The sequence below is a fragment of the Mesobacillus sp. LC4 genome, assembly GCF_053543455.1.
This window is the reverse complement of the sequence record NZ_JBGCUB010000002.1, coordinates 266,212-287,392: the sequence shown is the minus strand read 5'-3', so window position 1 is coordinate 287,392 and position 21,181 is coordinate 266,212. Positions and strand designations below refer to the sequence as shown.

Here is a 21,181-nt window from a genome sequence, read left to right as displayed (position 1 = left end):
TGCCTGTCACCACCCGAAATTTGTCGAATCCATTATTGGCGTGGATTTTTACCATTCCTATAACTTCGGGAGGTGCCTGTCACCACCTGATTTTTGTCGAACGGTATTATACGGAGAATCTAGCAAATACCATTCCCTGTAGTTCGCGGAGTGTTCGCAGGCTAAGGATGAGTTCATCTTTTTGTCTGGTGGACATGGTGGCGAAGGATAGGACGGAGCTTCCGCCTTTATTTGCCCATCTTTGCCTGATATAAAGGTCCAGGACATGGTTGAAGGCCTCTTTTAAATCTTCCGCGAATCCTTCAGTAAAAATCCCCTTCTCTCTTAAGCTAGCGATTTTATCTAGTGGTGTCCCCGGGGTTTCACCGTAATAGAGCGATAGGATTTGCAGGCTGTGATGGAAGGGAAACAAGATTTCTTTTTTCATATCGATGCTTTTCCTGCCGAGCTTGAACAAGGCGCGAATCGGTTCATCCAGCGTCGGGATTTCCTGTTCCTTTTCGCCCTGGACCATCCGATACAGAAAGATTTTCGAACGGTCGAGCAGCTCGGCGATTTTTGCTTTGAACTCTTCGTTTACCGCTTCACTTCCTGCCACGAAACGATAGGAAAAGAAGTTATGTGCCAATAGAAGGTTTTCATTTGTTGACTGCAGCATCCACGTCCTGACGCGATCCTGCCACTGCAATACGTTTCCCCTCCACTGCTCCTCACTGGACATCATCAAGCCCTTGCAGCGGGCGTATCCTGCAGTTTCGAGCCTGGCTGTGATTTCTTGCCCCAGTTTTTCGAAGTAGCCATGATCATTCGTATCCCCATACACAAGGAAATGGTCCTGGTCCGTGAGCATGAACTGCTCCCCGCGCCCGGCAGAACCCATTAAATAAAATGCAAAAGGAGCAGGTGGCTCAAGTCCTTGCTTGCGGAGTGCCGAAAGAGACAGCTCGACTGCCCTGTCTATCAATCGGTCGTAAAGCTTTGTAATGATGTCCAGCAATGCGATTGCTGGTACGCGATCTCTTAGCAGCGTTTCGGTCATTTCATAGATTGCTGCCTTAACCTCAGGCAAACTCGTTTCCTCAGCCTCATCTATCTTCTTTATCGTCCTTATCACACTGTCGTTCTTTTTCCTGAGTAAATCGGTCAGTGTGATGACACCCGAAATTCCCCCACCATCGGCCACGGGTAAATGCTTGATCCCGTTCAGCAACATTTTAGATAAAGCATCGTAATAGTAGGAGAACCTTGATATCGTCACAGGTTTTTCCGTCATCACCTGTCTGGATGGTCCGTCAAAAGATATCCCTTTTGAAACGACCCGCCCGACGATATCTCGTTCTGTTATGATTCCCTTCAGCTCAGCACCCTCGACCACCAGCACAGAACTGGTTTTCCTTTTAACCATTATCTGGGCAGCTTCCTGAATGCTCGTATCAGGAGTAACAGACGCGACTTTATCACTCATCAAATCCTGGACTCTTGCTAAAATCGTCTCACCCTCACCTATTCCTTTTGCCATTTTCACCTGCTCGGCAAGCGATCCGTACACATCTTTCAATCTGATTGAGACCTGGGACAGCAGGTAATCATGGACATCCTGGTCATCCCATCTCTTTGCGAGTACAGAAAAAGGAATAAGCAGTGCCTGGACTTCGTCAACAGCCCTTACCTCGACATTGGCCTGTGTTCTCTCGGCACTACTAAATCCAAGGAATTCTGCCAGACTTGAAAACCCTACAATTTCACCTTTTTTGATGACTTCAAGCACTTCTTCCTGTCCGGCTGCATTTTCCACGAATACCTCGGCATTTCCTTGTAAAATCAACAAAAGCCCCTGACGAGGAGTATCCGCCTTGAGCATCATTTCGCTTTTTCCATAGGTAAGAGCTTCACATTCCTCGACAAGGGAAAGGGCCGTGCGTTCGTCCACCCCCTGGAATAGGGGGTGGAACTGCACAGCCTTCCAAATTTCCTTATACTGATTTTGTTGCATCGTCATTCATCCACACTTCGCCGTTCTTATAGGTCATCTGTTCAGGATAGCGAAGGTCGAGTACTTCCTCCTGAATTTTTTGCGAAGGTGCTGGTGTCGCAAGCGATACAATGACGTTCGCAAGGATTGCAGCCGCAGCGCCGAATACGCCAGCTCCAGTGTCGATGATGCCAAGGATCGTGAAGCCGCCATACTTCGCAGCAAAAATATAGCTCAATGTCACGCCAAGACCGACGAGCATACCTGCAATAACACCCTGGGAATTTGAACGCTTCCACCATACACCCAGAATCAATGCCGGGAAGAACGTTCCACTTGCCAGCGCAAATGCCCAGGCAACGATTTGCGTGATTGCACCTGGTGGGTCAAGGGCAACAAGACCTGCAAGTACTGTTGCTACAACAATTGAAATACGAGCGACATTCAGGCGAGTTTTCTCCGTAGCATTCGGCTTCATGACACGATAGTAGATGTCATGGGCAAAAGCAGAAGAAATCGCGATCATCAATCCTCCAGCTGTTGAAAGGGCAGCAGCCATCGCACCGGCAGCAACCAGGCCAATGACAAAGACGCCTAGATTGGCAATTTCCGGAGTCGCCATTACGACGATATCATTGGAAATAATCAATTCACTCCACTGAAGTACGCCATCGCCATTTCCGTCGGCAACTTGCAGCTTGCCAGTATCAACCCAGGATTTCGTCCAGGCTGGAAGCTCACTGATTTTGCTGCCGGCAACCTTTGTCATCAGGATGAAGCGTGAGAAAGCCGCATAAGCAGGTGCCGACAAGTAAAGCAAGCCGATGAAAAGAAGTGCCCATGCACCTGACCAGCGGGCAGCCTTCATCGTTGATACAGTATAGAAGCGGACGATGACGTGCGGAAGTCCCGCCGTACCGGCCATCAATGTAAACATCAGGGCAAGGAACTGCCATTTAGTTCCATTCGTGAAAGGGGCGAAGTATTCCGAAATCCCAAGCTCACGGTCGAGTTCACCCATTTTCCCGACCAGTTCACCATAAGAAAGCCACGGAAGTGCACTGTTCGTAAGCTGCAATGACATGAAAATAACCGGAATCAAATAGGCAATAATTAAAATGATATACTGCGCAACCTGGGTCCACGTAATCCCTTTCATACCACCAAAGGCAGCATAAGTAGCGATCAAGACCACACCGATCATCGTGCCGAGCTTCGCGTCAATTTCGAACAGTCGCCCGATTACCACACCGGAACCGGAAAGCTGGCCGATTGAATATGTGAAGCTGATGATGATTGTTGATATCGCCGCAATAACACGTGCCGTATGACTGTTGAACCGGTCACCGATAAATTCAGGAACCGTGTAGCGCCCGTATTTCCTGAGCTGTGGCGCAAGCAGGAAAGTCAGAAGCAAATAGCCTCCCGTCCAGCCCATGATATAAGCAAGACCATCATAGCCGAGCAGCATGATTGTACCCGCCAGACCGATGAAGGAAGCGGCACTCATCCAGTCAGCACCAATCGCCATCCCGTTGAAAACTGGCGGTACACCGCGGCTGGCAACGTAGAAATCAGATGTCTGTTTGGCTGTATTGTAAACCGCAATTCCGATATACAAAGCAAATGTAGCTAAAATAATAGATAATGAGACCAAGAATTGTGTATCCAAAGTTCTCCCCCTTATTCAAAAGCTTCTTTTTTCCATCCCCTAAAACTAATGATCGAGACTCTTTCCTTCGCTCAAACGGACATTCTTCTCCTCATCGATTCCATACTTCTTATCGATGCCATCGCTAAGCTTTGCATTGACAAACAGCAGAATAATGAACGTGACAATCGCTCCCTGCGCTCCCATGAAATAGTGGAACGGGAAGCCGCCGATTGAAATCTCGCTAAGCGGTTCGGCGATCATGACCGTGCCGAAAGAAACGAGGAACCAGACGATGAAATAGATGATCATGTTACGGGTTTTTTCACGGAAATACGCGTCAGCAACTGACTTATCAATTTTCTTCACATTTACACCCCTTTGGTTTTGCTAATCCCCTTTGTATAATCCTTCATGAATGACAGACACAGCATTGAATCAGAAAGCTTGCCCCACTCCTTTTTTATGGATTTGTATTATATGAACCTTGCGCCAGGCAAGATCGATACCTACTAGAAAAGCGGAAGCGCCTTGGTCAGCCCCGACAAGCGCTGGAGGGCCTGACAGTGAAGTCGTTTTTTGACTTCATTGGCAGGATCGAAATCGAAAAGTATAGCCGACTGCCCAGAAACGCAGAAACTGGAGACTCCGACAAAGAAGCGCTTTTTGCTTCTGCCGGCGGAGTTGAAGTTTCGGAGTTTCTAGGAGGCGAAACTAGACAAGCGTCTCGAGGGGGTAGGCGCTGTAGCTAGACACTAAAATAAGTTAAAAATTTATACATTCTAATAATTCGAAATCGGGATCTGGATGGATTAACTTAAGCTGAAGATAAATTTCAATGTTTCAAAAAAAGGAGCCGGGACCATGATGATCTGGATGAGGAAGTAGAGAAATATGCTCAGGAACGGAACTGCCAGGTAAATTAATTTGTTTTTTCTTAAGCCCATGAAAAGGCTTATGCCGGTAATTACCAGCAGGCCGATTAGAATGATCAAGTTGATTCCTCCTATGTAAAAGTTCACTTGCATATAAATGAATAATTATTTATTTAACTAAATCTTTAGAAAATTTAATTTAATTATCCATATAATGTCCAGGCAGGTCAATACGTTATTTCTAAAAAATGTAATCGCTTTCTATGTCGATTTTTTTCAGACCGTGGTAAATCCGTTAGTCGCAGTAAGGATTTGTCGGGGTCAAAGGCAACGGACTTTGTCGAAAAAAATTTTTCAGCTTGTTTCCATAGAATTGCTCTGTTTGTAATGATTTTACAGAATAGTAAAAGGAACACTCTCCATTGAGTGTTCCTTCATTAGAATATAATTTACCAGCAGGCAATGGCGCCATCGGTTCTCATTTCCGTACCGCCGGTCAGGACACCGGTTTCCGGATTGCGGACGATGACTTGCCCGCGGCCAAAGCCCCCGCCATCGTATGCTACCTTCATCTGATGCCCTCGTGCAGCAAGTTCTTTGACGATATGATTAGGGAAGTTGTGCTCAACTTCGATCTGCTTGCCTTCGATCCACTGCCAGCGAGGCGCATCAAGCGCAGCCTGCGGGTTCATCCCGTAATCAATCATATTCATCGCCACCTGGACATGCCCCTGTGGCTGCATATAGCCACCCATCACGCCGAATGGACCGACAGCCTGGCCATCCTTCGTGATGAATCCAGGAATGATCGTATGGTATGTCTTCTTGCCCGGAGCCAGCGCATTCGCATGATTCGGGTCTAGAGAGAAGTCATGCCCGCGGTTTTGCAGTCCAATTCCTGTTCCCGGAACGACTACTCCTGAACCGAAGCCCATATAGTTGCTCTGGATAAACGAAACCATATTTCCTTCTCCATCCGCAGTCGACAAGTAGACTGTTCCGCCTTTAGGGAGCTGGCCAGGTTCCGGCATTCTCGCTTCATCAGAGATTTTCGCTCGTGCATCCTCTCCATACTTCTCAGACAGCAGATCTTCTACCTTCGCCTGCATCGTCTTAGGGTCGGTGACATACTCCTTGCCATCAGTGAACGCCTGCTTCATCGCTTCCAGCTGAAGATGCACACCCTGGATGTCATCACGATGAGTAAACTCATAGCCTTTTAAAATATTCAATGCCATCAAGGCAACGATTCCCTGTCCATTCGGCGGAATTTCCCACACCTCGTGTCCGCGGTATGATACAGAAATTGGCTCCACCCATTCAGGATGATAGTTTTCGAGATCGGACTTACTCAGGAATGCACCTGCTTTTTCAGAGGCTTCTGCGATTCTATCAGCAAGCGCCCCCCTGTAAAAGCTCTCCCCATTCGTTTCAGCAATTTCTTGGAGCGTATTCGCATGATCCTCCGATTTCCACATCTCGCCTGCCTCAGGTACCTTTCCATCTGGAGCGAAGACGGAGAACCACTCCTTGTATTCCTCGCCCTGGAAGCGGCTCTTGTAAGCATTGTAAGCACCCTTCCAGTATTTTGCGAGAATAGGAGTCAGCGGATATCCATTACGCGCATAGTCAATTGCCGGCTGCAGCACCTCAGTAAGCGGCAGGCGGCCGAATTTTTTCGACAGCTCCGCCCATGCTGATGGAGCTCCAGGAACCGTGACCGGAATCCAGCCATGCGAAGGCATTTTTTCATGGCCAAGCTCCTTCACTTTTTCAATGGAAATCGATTGTGGCGCGGGGCCGCTCGCATTCAATCCGTACAGCTTGTCTTTTACCCAGACAAGCGCGAACGCGTCGCCGCCAATTCCATTGGAAGTCGGCTCGACAACTGTCAGGCATGCCGCTGTCGCGATGGCCGCATCGATTGCGTTGCCTCCCTTTTTTAAAATATCAAGGCCCGCCTGCGCCGCAAGCGGCTGTGACGTAGCAACCATCCCATTGCGAGCGACCGAAGCCATCCGCTGGGAAGGATAAGGATATGTATGTAAAGACATTTAGATTCCCCCTATTAATTTTCGTCTTACGAAATATTATATCAAAATAGCTGAAAATTCGAAATGGTTAATCTGCTTTTTAGAGAATAATCGCTCTTCACCTACAATAGAAGAAGCCCGGCCATATTCGGCCGGACTTCTTACATTCCACTTTGCAATCTTAACTCATAAAACTCCTTCACCCGTGTCACGACATCCTTTGACCCAGAATCCTCAATCATCATCGCGACGATCATATCGGTGGATTGCCGGTTATAAGCGACGAACCAGCCGAGTTCCTTGCCTTTTTCGCCCTGTTTCTCTTTGATTTCCGCTGTTCCCGTTTTACCGGCTAACGGATAGTTGGCGATCAGGCCATTGTGGGCGGTTCCTTTTGGATCGGTGATGACTTTTGTCAGCATGCCATTCAGAGCCGCTGCATTTTCAGGACTGACAAGCCCTTCCTTCCATACCTGTCCCTGCTCATCTTCCATATTCAAAATTGGTTTGATCATATTGCCCTTATTCACGAATGGCGAATACGTCGTTGCAAGATGGAGGATATTCATTTCCACCTGCCCCTGTCCGTAAGCAGAGTCGGCCAGGCTGATTTCACTGTCAATCTTGCCGATTTGCGATGGCTCGATTGGGTATAGGTATTCCGGCTGGTCTTCAAAGCCGAATTTCTTCAATCCTTCTGTAAACGTATCCTGGCCCATTCCGAGCGCTGCCCGCGCAAAGTAAATGTTATCCGAATAGATCAGCGCTTTTTCAAGGTTGATGCTGCCTTTTACATCAGAGTATCTTGTCACCTTGTACTTGCCCCATGATGCGTCTTTTTGCCACTGTTTCTCATTGATATCAAAAGCGGTATCCAGCTGAAGCTTGCCACTCTCAAGTCCGATTGCTGCTGTGATTGGTTTGATCACCGAGCCCGGTACATAAGTCAGCTTGAATCTATTAAGCGTTGGCTTTAGTGGGTCATCTTCTAGCACTTTCCGCTTGTTTTGCGAGATTCCGAGCGCCATTTCATTCGGATCGAATCCTGGCGCGCTAACCAATGCCAGCGTCTCACCGGTAGTCGGATTGATCGCGGATGCCGTACCCGCTTTCCCTTTTAGCTGGTCGTATAATTGCTGCTGTGCTACAACATCGATTGTCAGCTGGACATCCTTTCCGTTTTCCACAGGCTTTTCCGCAAGCGTCTTGACGGTGCCATCCTCTTTCACAATTGAAATCCTGACACCATTTGTTCCTTTTAATTGTTCTTCGAGAACCTGTTCAAGGCCGCGTCGGCCAATGAGGTCGGTTGCCGTATACCCTTTTCCCTCCAACTTTTCAAGGTCATCGGCAAGGATTGGGCCGACATAACCAATCAAGTGGGACAAAGCCTCTCCATATGGATACTCGCGAGCCCCGACCATCTGGCTTGTCACTCCATCGAGCGCAAATAACTTTTCATGAAGACCTTTATCTGTCTTGGAAACTTTCTTCAGAGGAACGAACAAGTCAGGTTTTACCCACCCTGCGTTCATGGCTTTAGTGATTTGCTCTTCTTTCATATCGAGCAGCTCCGCAAGCTTGGTGATTGTCTGCTCTTTTGGCTCGCTCAATTTACCGGGGACTACTCCAACCTGGACAGCCGTCCCATTGATCGCAAGCCCATTTCCAGCGCGGTCAAGGATGCTGCCGCGTTCTGCCTGGACATTTTTGAAGCTGATTTTATCTCCTGCTCCGAGTTCTGGGAAAATGTACGTCGTGTTCCAATCAACATACCAATTTGCCTCTTTTTCACGCTCTTCTTTTACAAGAGTAGCATTGTGGTCGAATTCAATCGGGCCAGCAGCGCTATCCATCTTTGCCGAAAAAGGAAGTTCTGCGTTCTCTTCGTGTTCCTGCTCTTCCTCAGGCTGCTTGTAGCTCACCTTCAGCTCATTGATCTCTAAATCTTTATAAATTTTATTATAGCGAGAGACGAATTCCTCCTTTGAGATGGAATCCTTCGCTTTTTCTGATAAAAATCCGTACATCTCATCAAATTTCTGCTCATTCCAAAGCTTTACGTACTGGGAAAACCTTTCTTCGGGAGTCGGTTCCTTGCTGCAGCCGGTAATGAGTGCGGCAATTACGACCGTTAAAAGTATAAATAGTGCCCGTTTCATATGTATCCCTCCTCTTGTCTGATTTTACCATAGAATTGCCAATTAGATAAACTTCAGGACTTCCCTCTTTCACCATAAAATTTCCACAAAATACAGCGGAAGCTTTTCTGATTAATCCAATAAAAAAACCCGCCTTTATAGCTAGGCAGGTTCCATAAATTTAGATTTTATTAAGAGTTGGTTGAAGTGTCAGAGTCAGTTGAAGAGTCTTTGTCTTTATCTTCTCCTGCATCCTTATCTTCATCTTTTTTATCAGAGCCGCCCTCAGCAGGCTTGTCTTCCGCTGGAGTTGTACCTTCAGCATCTTGCTCTGAGCTTCCTTCCACATCTTCTTCGGCAGCATCTTCAGACTTGCCTGCATCTGCATCAGAAGAAGCTTTCTCTTCTGTCACATTTGCATCCTGCAATGCGCTTAGAGGCTTATTGAAGTACTCATGCGGATTGACTGGTACATTGTCCTTGCGGATCTCAAAGTGTACGTGGTTGCCAGCCTTCTCATTGATCAGGCTTGTTCCGGATTTCGCAATGACTTGTCCTTGCTCAACCTGGTCGCCAACCTTAACTTGATAGTCTTTCACTGACTGATATTGTGTTACAATACCTTTGTCATGCTCGATTTCAATGACGTTTCCAAGCACTGCATCTTCCATGACATTTGTGACAGTACCGCTTAGTGACGCGATTACATCAAATTCCTTGCCATCCTTTGTAGCAATGTCCAGTCCAGTGTTCGGATGGTACGTATTATCATAGAACACTAGAGCTGCTTCTTGCTCAGCCGCGTCGCCTTCATTGTCATAGAATCCCATTTGGACGACTGCATCATCTTCATTCACAACTGGCATTACAAAGTTCTCCATCGCGCGGTTCACTTCAACTGCTGGCTGGTCATTCATCTTTTTACCAGGCATGTCAGTCGCTTTGTATTCCGACTGATCCAGCTGATCGGTTCCGCTGTTTTGATACCATAGGACACCAGTTAGAATGATTGCGGCACTAGCAATATAAACTGTTGGATACACCCACCGCTTCTTGAAAAAGCTGTTCTTGCTTTTGTCTTGAGAAGATCTTTTTTCTTCCTCTCTCATTTTCATCACCTCAGCAATCAGTTTGAACAGAAGCGAAAAAATATATACATAGAGTTGAAAAATTTTTTACTGCTTATTTTTCGACAAAGGTGAGGAAATTATGCAAAAAAGTTTTTTGCGGTATTTTGGGATTGAGATATAGTTTATTCAGGGTCTACTATTGTGCTCTGTTCGAGTTTCTACTATAAAGCGAGGTATTAAGATGAAAAAGTTATTAGTATGGTTTTTACGTATTCTCCCGCTGCTCTATATGGCGGCGATTTGGATTATGTCCAGCAATCCTTCAGATGCATTGGTCGAGCTGCCCAATCAGGGCGTTGACCGATTTATAAAAGAATCACTGCATCTCGTAGAGTTCGGGATTTTGTATGTGCTGCTCGTCGTGGCCGCGTTAACGACCGGGCGCTTCACAACGGTGATGAGCTTTACCTTCATGGGCGTGGCGATCCTGTACGGCCTGCTTGATGAGGTCCATCAAAGCTTCGTCCCGTACCGATCAGCCACACTGATTGACTTTATAAAAGACGTAATTGGGGTATTAGCGGCCTCACACTTCATCCATCACGCCTGCTTCAGCGGAAAGTTCCTGCGGCTGGGGAGGGTTTTACGTAGTATTGAAGAAAGAGTTCGGGGGATTTAGCTGGGTTTAGTATTTAGATAGTTATTAATTACGGTTTTTAAGGGGCTGGCCTTGTTATTTAGGCTGGCTTTTTTATTTTATACGAGGCATATATACTTGTTTGAGGGTATAAGATCCCAACCGGGAATAAATGCAAGTTAACCGGGAATAAAAACGCTCCAACCGGCAATATAATCAATGCAACCGGGATTATATTGCTCCCAACCGGGAATATCCTTTGATACGTTAATTCCGACACAAAAATTTCCTAATTAAACGTGTAAATCAGTAGGTATTTTGTATCCAGAAGAAGAATTATGTATTCAAAACTAATAAGGAAGTGACAGATTTGATTGAAAAAGAAAGGACTTATCCGATTCGTCTTCTCATGTACGAGGCATTAATGGAAAGAATCGTACCAAATCATCCAAAGATCCAAATAATTGAACAAGATTACAAAGCCTGGCGTGCTGGTTACAAAGGTGAACTGCAAACTGATTACCGTTTAAGTTTTTTACCTGAAAAAGGTTTCCATATCTTTCGAGATTTGCGCCTTCAAGAGGAAAAATGGCATTTCCAGATTGATACCCTCATCCTCACTCTTCGTTATATCCTTTTAATTGAAACGAAAGCCTATTCCGGTACCCTTTTCTTCGACAAACATTCCGAACAAATGATTCAAACAAAGGATGGTTTAGAAAAATCATATGATAATCCCATTAACCAGGTTAGAATGCAGGCCTGGCATTTGAAAAGATGGCTGAAGAACCATAAATTCAGCGTTCCGCCCAACTATCATCTCGTGGCCATCAGCAATCCCTCTACTATTATCAAGGTAAGTGATCGTTCCTTAAACAACTTGATTGTGAAAGGGGATGTTTTATTAAGTCGAGTTCTTCAAATAGATGAAATAACATCAAATCCTACCTTTAATGAGAAAGAGTTAAAGAAAATGTCTAAGTTACTCATAAAGAAAAATACTCCTCACCATCCTGATATTTTAAAGTCCTACTCTCTCACTCCGGCTGATCTTCAAAAAGGTATTCAATGCCCCTCCTGTTTTTCATATGGAATGCTGCGTGAGAAATGGACCTGGAGTTGTCCTGTATGTGGGAAAAAGTCCAAAACAGCTCACCATAAAAGTTTAAAAGAATTCTTCCTCTTAATTAGTCCTGATATTAAAAACCAATCATGCAGAGAGTTTTGCTTTGGGATTTCAACCAAGACGGCCAGTCACCTGTTATCTTCCATGAACCTCCCCCACACCGGAACCAAAAAAGGCCGCATCTACCACATGCCACCAGACATTGAAACATTCTTCAATCCCGCGAAAAAATAGAAGTTACCTGCGCACCAGCCCCAATCGCGCTAAAAAGCCAGGGCTGCTCTTCGCCCTGGCCTCGTCATTATTCGGTTTTGCAAAAGCAGCCTGCTCTTATTTCTTCGCCGTCACCTTCGTCAGCATGCTCTCTGCTTCGCTGATCTCGACGCCTTTGTAGTAGTGCTTGACGATGTCTTGATAGTTCTTGCCTTCGGTGGCCATGCCGTTGGCGCCGTATTGGCTCATGCCGACGCCGTGGCCGAAGCCTTCGGTGGTGATGACGACGTTATTGCCTTTTAGCTCCCAGGTGAAGTCGCTTGAGCGCAATCCTAGTTTTTCACGGACTTCTTTACCCGTGAGGACTTTGCCGCCGATGTCGATTTTCGCAACGCGGTTGCCTGATGTTCTTGAGATGACCTTGCCAATCTCCGGAGAATTCGGCAGCTTGACACCAAGTTTAGCCTCCACATCTGCCACGGTCATCACAGTCTGGTTGCGGAATTTCGGTGACTCCAGATCCCACGGACTTTCTACGCTGCGCAAGTATGGCAGGGAGTTTGACCAGTATTCCTCTGAGTTCTCTGTAAAGCCGTTCGATGTCGAGAAGAAAGTCGCATCAATTGGCGCACCGTCAAATGTAAGGACCTGGCCGTCAGTTGCCTTTACAGCCTCGGCGATTTTCTTCATCTTCCATTTATAGTCGACGCCCCATTGCTTTTTCAATTCTTCTTTGTTTTTAAATACCTGGTGAATGGTTGTATCATTCAATTGAGCGCCTTCAGGTACGCCTACCTTATTTGGGCTCAGCATTTGTTTTACATAATATGTCCTTGCCGATAGTGCCTGTGCCTTCAATGCCTCCATCTCGAACTCGGCGGGCATTTCAGCAGCGACGACACCGATCAAGTATTCATCAAGCGGAAGCTTTTCGGTCTTGGATAGAGCTGTCCTGTAAACAGCTACCTCTACTGCGGAATCGGCAGTTGGGACAGCAGCAGCATCCTTCGCTTCACTTTGCAGCTCTTCTCCAAGCTTTCCGCCTGCCTTTTCTTCCATAAAAGGGAGGACGAGCAAGGATGGAATCAGGAGTGTGACAGCGAATAGAATTGCAGCTAGTACGATGAGTGGTTTGATTTTTAACATAGAAAAAGCCTCCATTATGAAATTTCACGGTCGTTAACCGTCTCATTCCATTCATATGGAGGCGGACAAGCTTTTATGACAAATTTCAAAAAAGCTCATCATTTGTATATTTTCCTTTAAGACGTTCATAATAAGTCGGTCGAAATTGGACAGATATTTTTAAAACAAGAGGTTAATTCCCTTTAAATCAACAGGACTAATAACAAGAATTCAGCCGTTTTTTTAAAAACACCGATCAAAAATCAAAAAACCGCAGAACTATACATGTAAGCACAATTCTCCGGTTCATTGAGTAGTATTCATTATCGTTCATGTCTGAGACTAAATTACCTTATGCATTCATGTCTGAGACTAATTTATCTGTTACTGGCTGTTCTTCTACTTCGCTGATGCGTTCGATGTCTGCACCAAGTGCTGCAAGCTTATGATGGAAGTTCACATAGCCGCGGTCCAGGTGATAAAGCTCTGTTACGCGTGTTACTCCATCTGCTACAAGACCAGTCAGGATCAGTGATGCTGCGGCGCGCAGGTCAGTTGCTGCCACTTCTGCTCCCTGAAGATTGGATGGTCCGTTCATGATGACAGAACGTCCGTCGATTTTGATGTTTGCGTTCATGCGGCGGAATTCTTCCACGTGCATGAAGCGGTTTTCGAAAACAGTCTCAGTGATCATGCTTGTGCCCTGAGCGCGCAATAGCAATGCCATCATTTGAGATTGCATATCTGTCGGGAAGCCAGGGTGCGGCATCGTCTTGATGTCAACTGCTTTCAATTTTTCAGGCCCGATGACACGAAGGCCATCTTCTTCTTCAATGATCGTAACACCCATTTCTTCCATCTTGGCAACCAATGAAGAAAGGTGTTCCGGTACAGCGCCTTTTACAAGGACGTTGCCGCCAGTGATGGCAGACGCCACCATGAAGGTTCCTGCTTCAATACGGTCAGGAATGATGTTGTGGTCGGCACCGAATAGTACTTCCACACCTTCGATCTTGATGGTGCCAGTGCCGGCGCCTCTTACCTTCGCTCCCATTTTGTTTAGGAAGTTGGCAAGGTCGACGATTTCTGGTTCTTTTGCGACGTTTTCGATGATGGTTGTGCCTTTTGCAAGGACAGCCGCCATCATGATGTTTTCCGTAGCGCCAACGCTAGGGAAATCAAGGTATATTTTAGCTCCATGCAGGCCATTGGCTGCCTCGGCTTCAATAAAACCGTTGCCTACCTTGACTGTCGCACCCATTGCTTCAAAGCCTTTAAGGTGCTGGTCGATAGGACGGGAACCGATTGCACAGCCGCCTGGCAACGCTACGCGAGCACGGCCATTCCTGGCAAGCAGGGATCCCATTACTAATACAGAAGCACGCATTTTACGAACATACTCAAAAGGTGCTTCTATTTTTAACTCTCTGGATGCATCTACTGTAATCGTGTTATTTTCAAACTCCACTACGGCGTTTAAAGAACGTAATACTTCGTTGATGGTATATACATCGGAGAGAGTTGGCACATCACGAATTACGCTTTTTCCGTCACTTGCTAATAATGTTGCAGCGATAACAGGCAAGACGGCATTCTTAGCTCCTTCAACCTTTACAGAACCGCTTAGCCTTTGTCCGCCGCGGACGATGATTTTTTCCAAGTGTATTCCCCTCCGCGTCCAATTTCTCTATATTAATATTCAATCGTTATGATGGGTGTGCCAACTACGAGGGTAGTCTTAGCGCCCAATCGATCAGTTTTCCGTAATCCAAGCTGCATATTCATCTCATGGTCATTGCTCAAGGATTTGTCGAACAAAGGCGAAACAGCGGATGTGGATATGAATGATTCCTCTTCCACTCCTTCGACTTCCTTAGCTTGAAAAGCCTTTAGCAATTTAGTTTTATAAACAGGTAAAGCCGATTTTATCTTATCACTGAACTCGCCTTCAATACAAGAGAAAGTTGTGGCGTTTCCTCGAAAAATGTCAAATATTCTGCCTGGTAAATTTTTGTTTAAAAATGCTTCTGTATTTTTATTCCAGTAGCGACCTCTGACCTCATACATCACATACGTATGTATCAGCCCATTTGTGTCCGTCGAAACAATTTTAATCTTTTCCTGAATCTCAGAAGAATTAGAAACAGCTATAAGCTCTCCATCTCCAGACTTCCATGTCCAATTCGGAAGCTGGACCTTCAATTCTTTTACCAAATCTTCGACATTTTCTTCTACCAATGTTTCCCTAGCATAAATAGACCAACCAGTGATTAAAATATTTTCGTCCTGCAAAACTGAGGCCAGAGTTTTTATTTCATGATCAGCGTCAGCTACAGTCGTCTTATTCCCAGCTTGGAACACAATAAAACCAATAATGCCAAAAATTGATAAAATAAATGGAATCTTCTTCATATGTCTCTCACTCTCCCCTTATTACCATTCTTACCAGGAGAGCGAATCACATACTTGGGAATTCTCGTCACTTTTTGACATCTTTCTATGTACCAACTTAACCGGGTGTTCATTTGTTTGTGAAAAAATAAACATGCCTTTGCAAAAAACAAGCACAAAAACAATAATACTCAAGTTTTCATGTTTTGGAAACATGTATGAAGACCTAATTTTTTACCAATTTGTTTAGGATTAACAGCCATGGGCCTAAAAGTCCATGCCACCCGCTGCTAGCTCCCCATTAAATTATGGTCTGCGAAGCTTTTTGAATAATAATCGGATCACTTTTAATTAAGCAATTTTATTGAAAAATCATCGGAAGCTGCTGTGACCATTGGAGGTAATCAAGGAAGAAATTACTTACGGTGGATCCCAGTGCGATGGATGCAAGAATGTATAAAACACGGGCTTGAAGAACATGGTTTGCCCTAAGCAGTTTATCGAATTGGAGTGCTTGAAGAGCCCACCATGAAATGGCGATAAAAACAAGATGTGTCAGAATGCTGGTCAGCGCAAAGCCGCCAAAACCTGTAATCATTAACGGTCCCCCCTTACCATGTCTATTTTAACATAAACTAGATGATTACCTGTTATTTTAGACGTTTCAGAAACCGGAAAGTTTCAAGATTATTTTCCGCAATTCATCTTCCTTGTGACGGAAATAATTCTTCTCTTAACTTATCATCCTTGTGACCGGAACTAACTCTTCCCTTACTTTTCGGGCTTTCTTTCATCATATCTAAATCAATGCATAAAAAAACTGGCCTGCAATCTGCAGGCCAGCTGAATTTACCCCTTTGTTTCCATGATTAGATTTTCCCCAAAACCCAAACATGATAAGTACCTTTGTCGATACTTCCAGATTAGTGGTTTATCTCATAAAGTCCACAAACTGATTAAAGTTGCTGTTCATGAAGTCGATCGCCAGGTTTGGCATGACTCCGAACAGGATTGTTCCGACTACAGTGATCAGGATGACAGCGATTGTTCCTGCTGGCAGCTGGATTTTTTCGTCGCTTGCTGCTGGGCGGAAGAACATTTGCGTCATGACTCCAAAGTAGTAGAAATAAGATACGACTGTTGTCGCAATCATGATCGATACGAGTACATAGTGGGCTTGGTCCACCATCAATGCGCCCATGAAGATGTTCAGCTTACCGATGAAGCCTGCAGTACCCGGGATTCCTGCGAGTGACAGGATGAAGATTCCCATTCCGACAGCCAATAAAGGTGAGCGGCGGTAAAGGCCGGCAAAGTGGCTGATATCTTCTGAGCCAGTTTTCATTGTGATAACCTGGATCACGGCGAATGCACCAAGATTCATTAGTACGTAAGCGAGCATGTAGAACCAGATTGCATCAAAGGTCACGAATGACATCGCTGTCAGCGCAACGAGGATGTAACCAGCATGCGCGATACTTGAGTAGGCGAACATGCGCTTGATGTTGCGCTGTCTTAAGGCGACCACATTGCCAATGATCATCGTTGCTCCAGCCAGGAATGCGATATAATCCTGTACCGCGAACAGCAGCGGAATTGGCTGGCCATCTTCCTGTGCGACTGGAATGTATCCAAAGATTGATAATAGGATTCGAAGGATAATCACGAATCCAGCTGTTTTCGAGACGACGCTCAAGAACGCAGTCACTGGAGTCGGAGCTCCTTCGTAGACATCCGGTGCCCACATGTGGAATGGTGCGGATGCAAGCTTGAAGGATAAGCCGACAAAAATCATCAAAAATGCCAGTCCAAGAATGTAGATGTGCTGAGGGTCACTCAGACCACTAAAGACTTGAGCGATTCCCTTTAGATTCGTTGTTCCTGCGATTCCGAACACATAGCTCATACCAAACAATGTAATCGCCGATGAAATTCCGCCGTTTATGACGTATTTCATAGCTGATTCATTCGATTTCAGGTTGCGCTTGCGCATCCCCGCAAGGACATAAGATGGAATGGACAGCAATTCAAGGCCGACGAATAGAGTGATCAAGTCGCCGCTCGATGCCATGAACATCGTACCAAGCAATGCAGTCAGGAACAGGTAGAAAAATTCCCCCTTATACTCCTCAAGTCCGTCATTCGTTCTGTAATCGATTGCCAAAAGCATGACAAGTGCTGCTCCAAGGAGGAGGATCAGCTTGAAGGCGATCGCAAACGAATCCAATCTGAATGTATCATATAAAATTGATGTTGTTTCGGTTCCTATAAGCGATACTAATGAAACCAGCGCCAGTACCACACCAGCAAAAGCAGCCCAGCCAAGGACTTTTCGGTCGACATGCTTTGGCATGAATAAATCAGCGACTGATAAAATTGCAATGACACCAAGGATGATGAATTCCGGAGTCATCGTCCCCCAATCAAATGATAGAAGTGTATCTAGATCCATCCTTCATCACCCCCCTATTCCCATCAAGATAGTCTCTAAAGTTGCCTGAAGCGGTTCACTAAGAACAGCTGGATATACACCGATCAGAACGATCAAGCCGATGAGCACCAAAACTGGAGCCCATTCAAATGAACGGATATCTGAAACTCCAACGAATTCGCGCTCTGCTTTGCCATATGTGATGGCGAGCACTGCGCGCAGCAGGTAAACAGCTGTCATGATGATGCCGATTGTACCAACCGCTGCCAGGATTGGCATTTCCTCGAATAGTCCAAGGAAGGCCATGAATTCACTGACGAAACCGGACATACCAGGAAGTCCAAGTGAAGCCATCGCCCCTGCAAGCAGGAATCCTGATGCAAGCGGCATTCCTTTTGCCATGCCGCCAAGGTTCGCAAGCGTTGTCGTATGCGTGCGCTCATAAAGAACTCCGACAAGGAAGAACAATAGAGCTGAAATCAAGCCGTGTGATACGACCTGGAAAATAGCACCTTGAATTCCTGCTTCATTAAATGCTCCAAGTCCGATTAAAACGATCCCCATATGGGAAATAGAAGAGTAAGCAAGGACCATTTTGAAATCTGTCTGGATAAAAGCAAGGAAAGCTCCGTAAAGCAGATTAATGACACCCAGTACTGCAAGCAGTCCTGCTAATTCCGCGAATTGTTCAGGGAAAATTCCCATCCCGAAGCGGATCAGACCGAATGCACCGATCTTCAGCAAGATCCCTGAGTGGATCATAACGATGGATGGCGGCGCTTCAACGTGGACACGCAGCATCCAGCTGTGCAGCGGGAAGATTGGCAGCTTTACACCGAAAGCCACAAGCAAGGCAATCAGTAATCCCATTTTCAAGGACTCTGATACCGGCGCGAACAATGGCGCGTTTTCTGCGTTCATCATGACTGACAGCATTTCGATATTGGAAGTGCCTGTTCTTGAGAACAGCACCATGATGACGATCAGCAGGATAGCCGATCCAAGGCCGTTATAAATCAAGAAGCTGTAGGCAGCCTTTTCTTTGTCGTAATAACCCCATTTTCCAATCAAGAAGAACATTGGAATCAATGTAATTTCGAAGAAAAGGAAGAATAGGATCAAGTTTTGTGATGTGAAAACCCCCAGCATCCCGATTTCGAGAAGCAAGAACAGCATGTAATAGCCTTTCCATTCTTTTTTGATATGGAAGGAAGCTACTGCCGCAAGTGTTGCGATTACTGCTGTGAGAACCACCATGATCAAACCGAAGCCATCGATGCCGAGCTCGTAGTTTACCGAGAACAAGCCCTGCTGCTCAGCACCCTGGCCGCCGAATTGGATCCAGCGGAATTTTTCCGAAAAATTGGCGAGATCATTGCCTCCGCGATACGAAAAGTATGCGATCAGCGCAAGGATCAATGACGGCAATGTTGCCAATACGCCAAGCATTTTGATGCCTGATTCATTCGCCTTTGGCATGAAGGCCAAAAGCAGGATTCCTAGTAAAGGGGAGAATACCAGCAAGGTAAGAAAATAGTTGAAATCCATTATAAGTACCCCCCTGTCAGCGCATAGATGACAATCAGGACTGCAAGGCCGACAAAGGCGATCGTGCCATATGTCTGTACCTGGCCGTTCTGGATTTTCGCACCTGTTTTACCTAGGCCCTGGACCGTTGCTGTTGTCAGCTTGACGAGTCCCTCAACAAGGAAGACCTCGATAAAACGGAGGAACAAGCTGATGGCTTTCACTCCAAACACGATGCTCTGATTGTAAAGTTCATCAATGTAATACTTGTTTTTCACGATATTATAGGCAATTGGCGCTCTGCTGGACAGCCAGTCGCGGGAAACTGACTTCTTGCTGTACATCATCCATGCAAGCAGGATGCCGAGCAAGGAAACAGCTGTCGCGACAATCATGATCCAGCCTGGACCTTCGATATGTCCGTGGCCAAGCGCTTCGTTCCCTTCAACGAGCCAGTCGCCAAGGAATGCGCCGAACCAAGGTGTGTTCACATAACCAGCTACGACAGCCAGTACAGCAAGCACAACCATAGGCAGAGTCATAACGGATGGCGATTCATGGACATTCTTCATTTCACTTCGTGCTTCACCGGAGAAGACCATGAAGAACAGGCGGAACATGTAGAATGCTGTGAAGAACGCCGCGATCACTGCCAGCCAGAACAGGCCGTAATTTCCATGTGCCCATGCAGCGATCAAAATTTCATCTTTACTGAAAAAGCCTGAGAACAATGGGACGCCGCTGATTGCCAGTGTTCCGATCAGGAACAAAGGCCCAGTGAACGTAAGCTTTTTCCAAAGCCCGCCCATTTTTTCAATATCCTGAGTATGTACAGCATGGATGACACTACCTGCTGCAAGGAAAAGCAATGCTTTAAAGAAAGCATGAGTCATCAAGTGGAACACTCCGGCAACATAACCGGCTGAACCTAATGCAAGCATCATATAGCCAAGCTGGCTGACAGTCGAAAATGCAAGTACACGCTTGATGTCAGTCTGGACAAGGCCGATTGTTGCCGCAAAAATCGCTGTGAAGGCACCGATGATCGCAACAGTCAGCATAGCTGTCTCACTCGCATTGAATAGCGGGAACAGCGATGCAACCAAGTATACACCGGCCGCAACCATTGTCGCTGCGTGTATCAACGCAGAAACTGGCGTCGGGCCTTCCATTGCGTCTGGAAGCCATGTGTGAAGCGGGAACTGACCTGATTTACCAACCGCGCCGATGAAGATCAGGATCGCAGTTAAGGTGATCATCGTTCCGGAAATCGCACCTTCTTCTACTGCTGCGAAAATCTCATCATATTCGAAGCTGCCAGTTTGCCAGAATAAGAGAATCATCCCGATCAGCAGCCCGACATCCCCGATACGGGTCATGATGAAGGCTTTCTTTGCAGCCGCTTTGGCGCTTTCTTTGTAAAAATAGAATCCAATCAACAGGAATGAACCTACACCGACTAATTCCCAGAAAATATAGGTCTGCAAAAGATTCGGCGAGATCACAAGACCAAGCATTGCAAAAGTAAATAGTCCTAGATAAGCATAGAAAACCGGGAAGCGCTCATCACCATGCATATAGCCTTTTGAATAGGTATGCACAAGGAAGCTGACAAGTGACACGATTACTAGCATCAATGCGTTTAATTGATTTACTTCAAAGCCCGCAGTAAGTTCCAGATTCCCGATTGTCAGCCATACGGCTTCAGCTTTGAATGTAGACTCCGATAAGCGCTCGATCAGCACAAGGATGGAGTATACAAGAGAGGCAAGCGTCGCAAGAATCCCAACGAATGCACTCGCTTCTTTAAGCTTTTTACCGAACAGCAGCAGGAATAGAAAGGATACAAGCGGGAACAGCGGAATGAGCCAAGCATTCTCCATTAATATCACAATCCCCTTTTTTGAACGCGCGCTATCTATCATATATACGCCCGTCAGATTGAGGCCCGTCTTTCACGGGGCAGTCCAGCTACAAGAAATCTTCTGG

The 21,181-nt window shown here is 46.0% G+C and carries 17 protein-coding genes; 3 read left to right on the top strand and 14 right to left on the bottom strand.

Translation table 11 applies throughout. The features are described 5' to 3' along the window. Positions 1-106 precede the first annotated feature (106 nt). The 3 genes from AB5I83_RS08060 to AB5I83_RS08050 are packed head-to-tail and all read right to left on the bottom strand — an operon-like array spanning position 107 to position 3,992. Positions 107-1,993 carry a DUF294 nucleotidyltransferase-like domain-containing protein gene (locus AB5I83_RS08060; protein WP_448974339.1) on the bottom strand — a complete coding sequence of 629 codons (1,887 nt, stop codon included), beginning with the start codon at positions 1,991-1,993 and terminating at the stop codon, positions 107-109. Continuing rightward, positions 1,974-3,644 (bottom strand): sodium:solute symporter family protein, encoded by a 1,671-nt coding sequence (locus tag AB5I83_RS08055; RefSeq protein WP_448974337.1) that lies wholly within the window; start codon positions 3,642-3,644, stop codon positions 1,974-1,976. Before AB5I83_RS08055 ends, AB5I83_RS08060 begins: the two co-directional genes overlap by 20 nt. Positions 3,645-3,689: 45 nt before the next feature. After that, the gene (locus tag AB5I83_RS08050; protein WP_448974335.1) at positions 3,690-3,992 is read right to left on the bottom strand and encodes a DUF4212 domain-containing protein; all 303 of its coding nucleotides are present in this window, start codon (positions 3,990-3,992) and stop codon (positions 3,690-3,692) included. A gap of 197 nt (positions 3,993-4,189) precedes the next feature. Here AB5I83_RS08050 and AB5I83_RS08045 point away from each other — a divergent pair, with 197 nt between their 5' ends. Next, positions 4,190-4,375, top strand: a complete 186-nt coding sequence (locus tag AB5I83_RS08045; protein WP_226086183.1) for a hypothetical protein — start codon at positions 4,190-4,192, stop codon at positions 4,373-4,375. 60 nt (positions 4,376-4,435) lie between these two features. Here the strand turns inward: AB5I83_RS08045 and AB5I83_RS08040 are convergent, their stop codons facing one another. The 4 genes from AB5I83_RS08040 to AB5I83_RS08025 form a co-directional block, all read right to left on the bottom strand. Then, the gene (locus AB5I83_RS08040; RefSeq protein WP_448974333.1) at positions 4,436-4,618 is read right to left on the bottom strand and encodes a hypothetical protein; all 183 of its coding nucleotides are present in this window, start codon (positions 4,616-4,618) and stop codon (positions 4,436-4,438) included. Between the two features lie 329 nt (positions 4,619-4,947). Next, positions 4,948-6,552 carry a gamma-glutamyltransferase gene (ggt, locus tag AB5I83_RS08035; protein ID WP_448974331.1) on the bottom strand — a complete coding sequence of 535 codons (1,605 nt, stop codon included), beginning with the start codon at positions 6,550-6,552 and terminating at the stop codon, positions 4,948-4,950. Between the two features lie 140 nt (positions 6,553-6,692). After that, positions 6,693-8,693, bottom strand: a complete 2,001-nt coding sequence (locus AB5I83_RS08030) for a penicillin-binding transpeptidase domain-containing protein (protein ID WP_448974329.1) — start codon at positions 8,691-8,693, stop codon at positions 6,693-6,695. A gap of 170 nt (positions 8,694-8,863) precedes the next feature. Beyond that, positions 8,864-9,781, bottom strand: a complete 918-nt coding sequence (locus AB5I83_RS08025; RefSeq protein ID WP_448974327.1) for a peptidoglycan DD-metalloendopeptidase family protein — start codon at positions 9,779-9,781, stop codon at positions 8,864-8,866. Between the two features lie 202 nt (positions 9,782-9,983). On the opposite strand from AB5I83_RS08025, the gene AB5I83_RS08020 reads away from it, so the two are divergent. Then, positions 9,984-10,421 carry a VanZ family protein gene (locus AB5I83_RS08020; protein ID WP_448974325.1) on the top strand — a complete coding sequence of 146 codons (438 nt, stop codon included), beginning with the start codon at positions 9,984-9,986 and terminating at the stop codon, positions 10,419-10,421. 328 nt (positions 10,422-10,749) lie between these two features. Continuing rightward, a complete protein-coding gene (locus tag AB5I83_RS08015; RefSeq protein WP_448974324.1) occupies positions 10,750-11,739 on the top strand; it encodes a nuclease-related domain-containing protein in 990 nt (329 codons plus the stop codon). A 96-nt stretch (positions 11,740-11,835) separates the two neighbouring features. On the opposite strand, the gene spoIID is transcribed toward AB5I83_RS08015, so the two are convergent. The 7 genes from spoIID to nuoL all read right to left on the bottom strand — a co-directional run bounded on the left by spoIID (position 11,836) and on the right by nuoL (position 21,075). Then, positions 11,836-12,864, bottom strand: a complete 1,029-nt coding sequence (spoIID, locus tag AB5I83_RS08010; protein ID WP_448974322.1) for a stage II sporulation protein D — start codon at positions 12,862-12,864, stop codon at positions 11,836-11,838. A 331-nt stretch (positions 12,865-13,195) separates the two neighbouring features. Continuing rightward, entirely contained in the window at positions 13,196-14,503 is a 1,308-nt protein-coding gene (gene murA, locus AB5I83_RS08005; RefSeq protein WP_448974320.1) for a UDP-N-acetylglucosamine 1-carboxyvinyltransferase, read from the bottom strand. Positions 14,504-14,535: 32 nt separating this feature from the next. Continuing rightward, a complete protein-coding gene (locus AB5I83_RS08000) occupies positions 14,536-15,255 on the bottom strand; it encodes a YwmB family TATA-box binding protein (protein WP_448974318.1) in 720 nt (239 codons plus the stop codon). A 340-nt stretch (positions 15,256-15,595) separates the two neighbouring features. Further along, a complete protein-coding gene (locus AB5I83_RS07995; protein ID WP_102264569.1) occupies positions 15,596-15,832 on the bottom strand; it encodes a DUF1146 family protein in 237 nt (78 codons plus the stop codon). Between the two features lie 333 nt (positions 15,833-16,165). Further along, complete coding sequence (gene nuoN / locus AB5I83_RS07990) at positions 16,166-17,686, bottom strand: NADH-quinone oxidoreductase subunit NuoN (protein ID WP_448974316.1); 1,521 nt, start codon at positions 17,684-17,686, stop codon at positions 16,166-16,168. Between the two features lie 6 nt (positions 17,687-17,692). Further along, positions 17,693-19,213 carry an NADH-quinone oxidoreductase subunit M gene (locus AB5I83_RS07985; protein WP_448974314.1) on the bottom strand — a complete coding sequence of 507 codons (1,521 nt, stop codon included), beginning with the start codon at positions 19,211-19,213 and terminating at the stop codon, positions 17,693-17,695. Next, on the bottom strand, positions 19,213-21,075 hold the full coding sequence (nuoL, locus tag AB5I83_RS07980) for an NADH-quinone oxidoreductase subunit L (protein ID WP_448974312.1): 1,863 nt from the start codon (positions 21,073-21,075) through the stop codon (positions 19,213-19,215). Before nuoL ends, AB5I83_RS07985 begins: the two co-directional genes overlap by 1 nt. Positions 21,076-21,181: the final 106 nt, after the last annotated feature.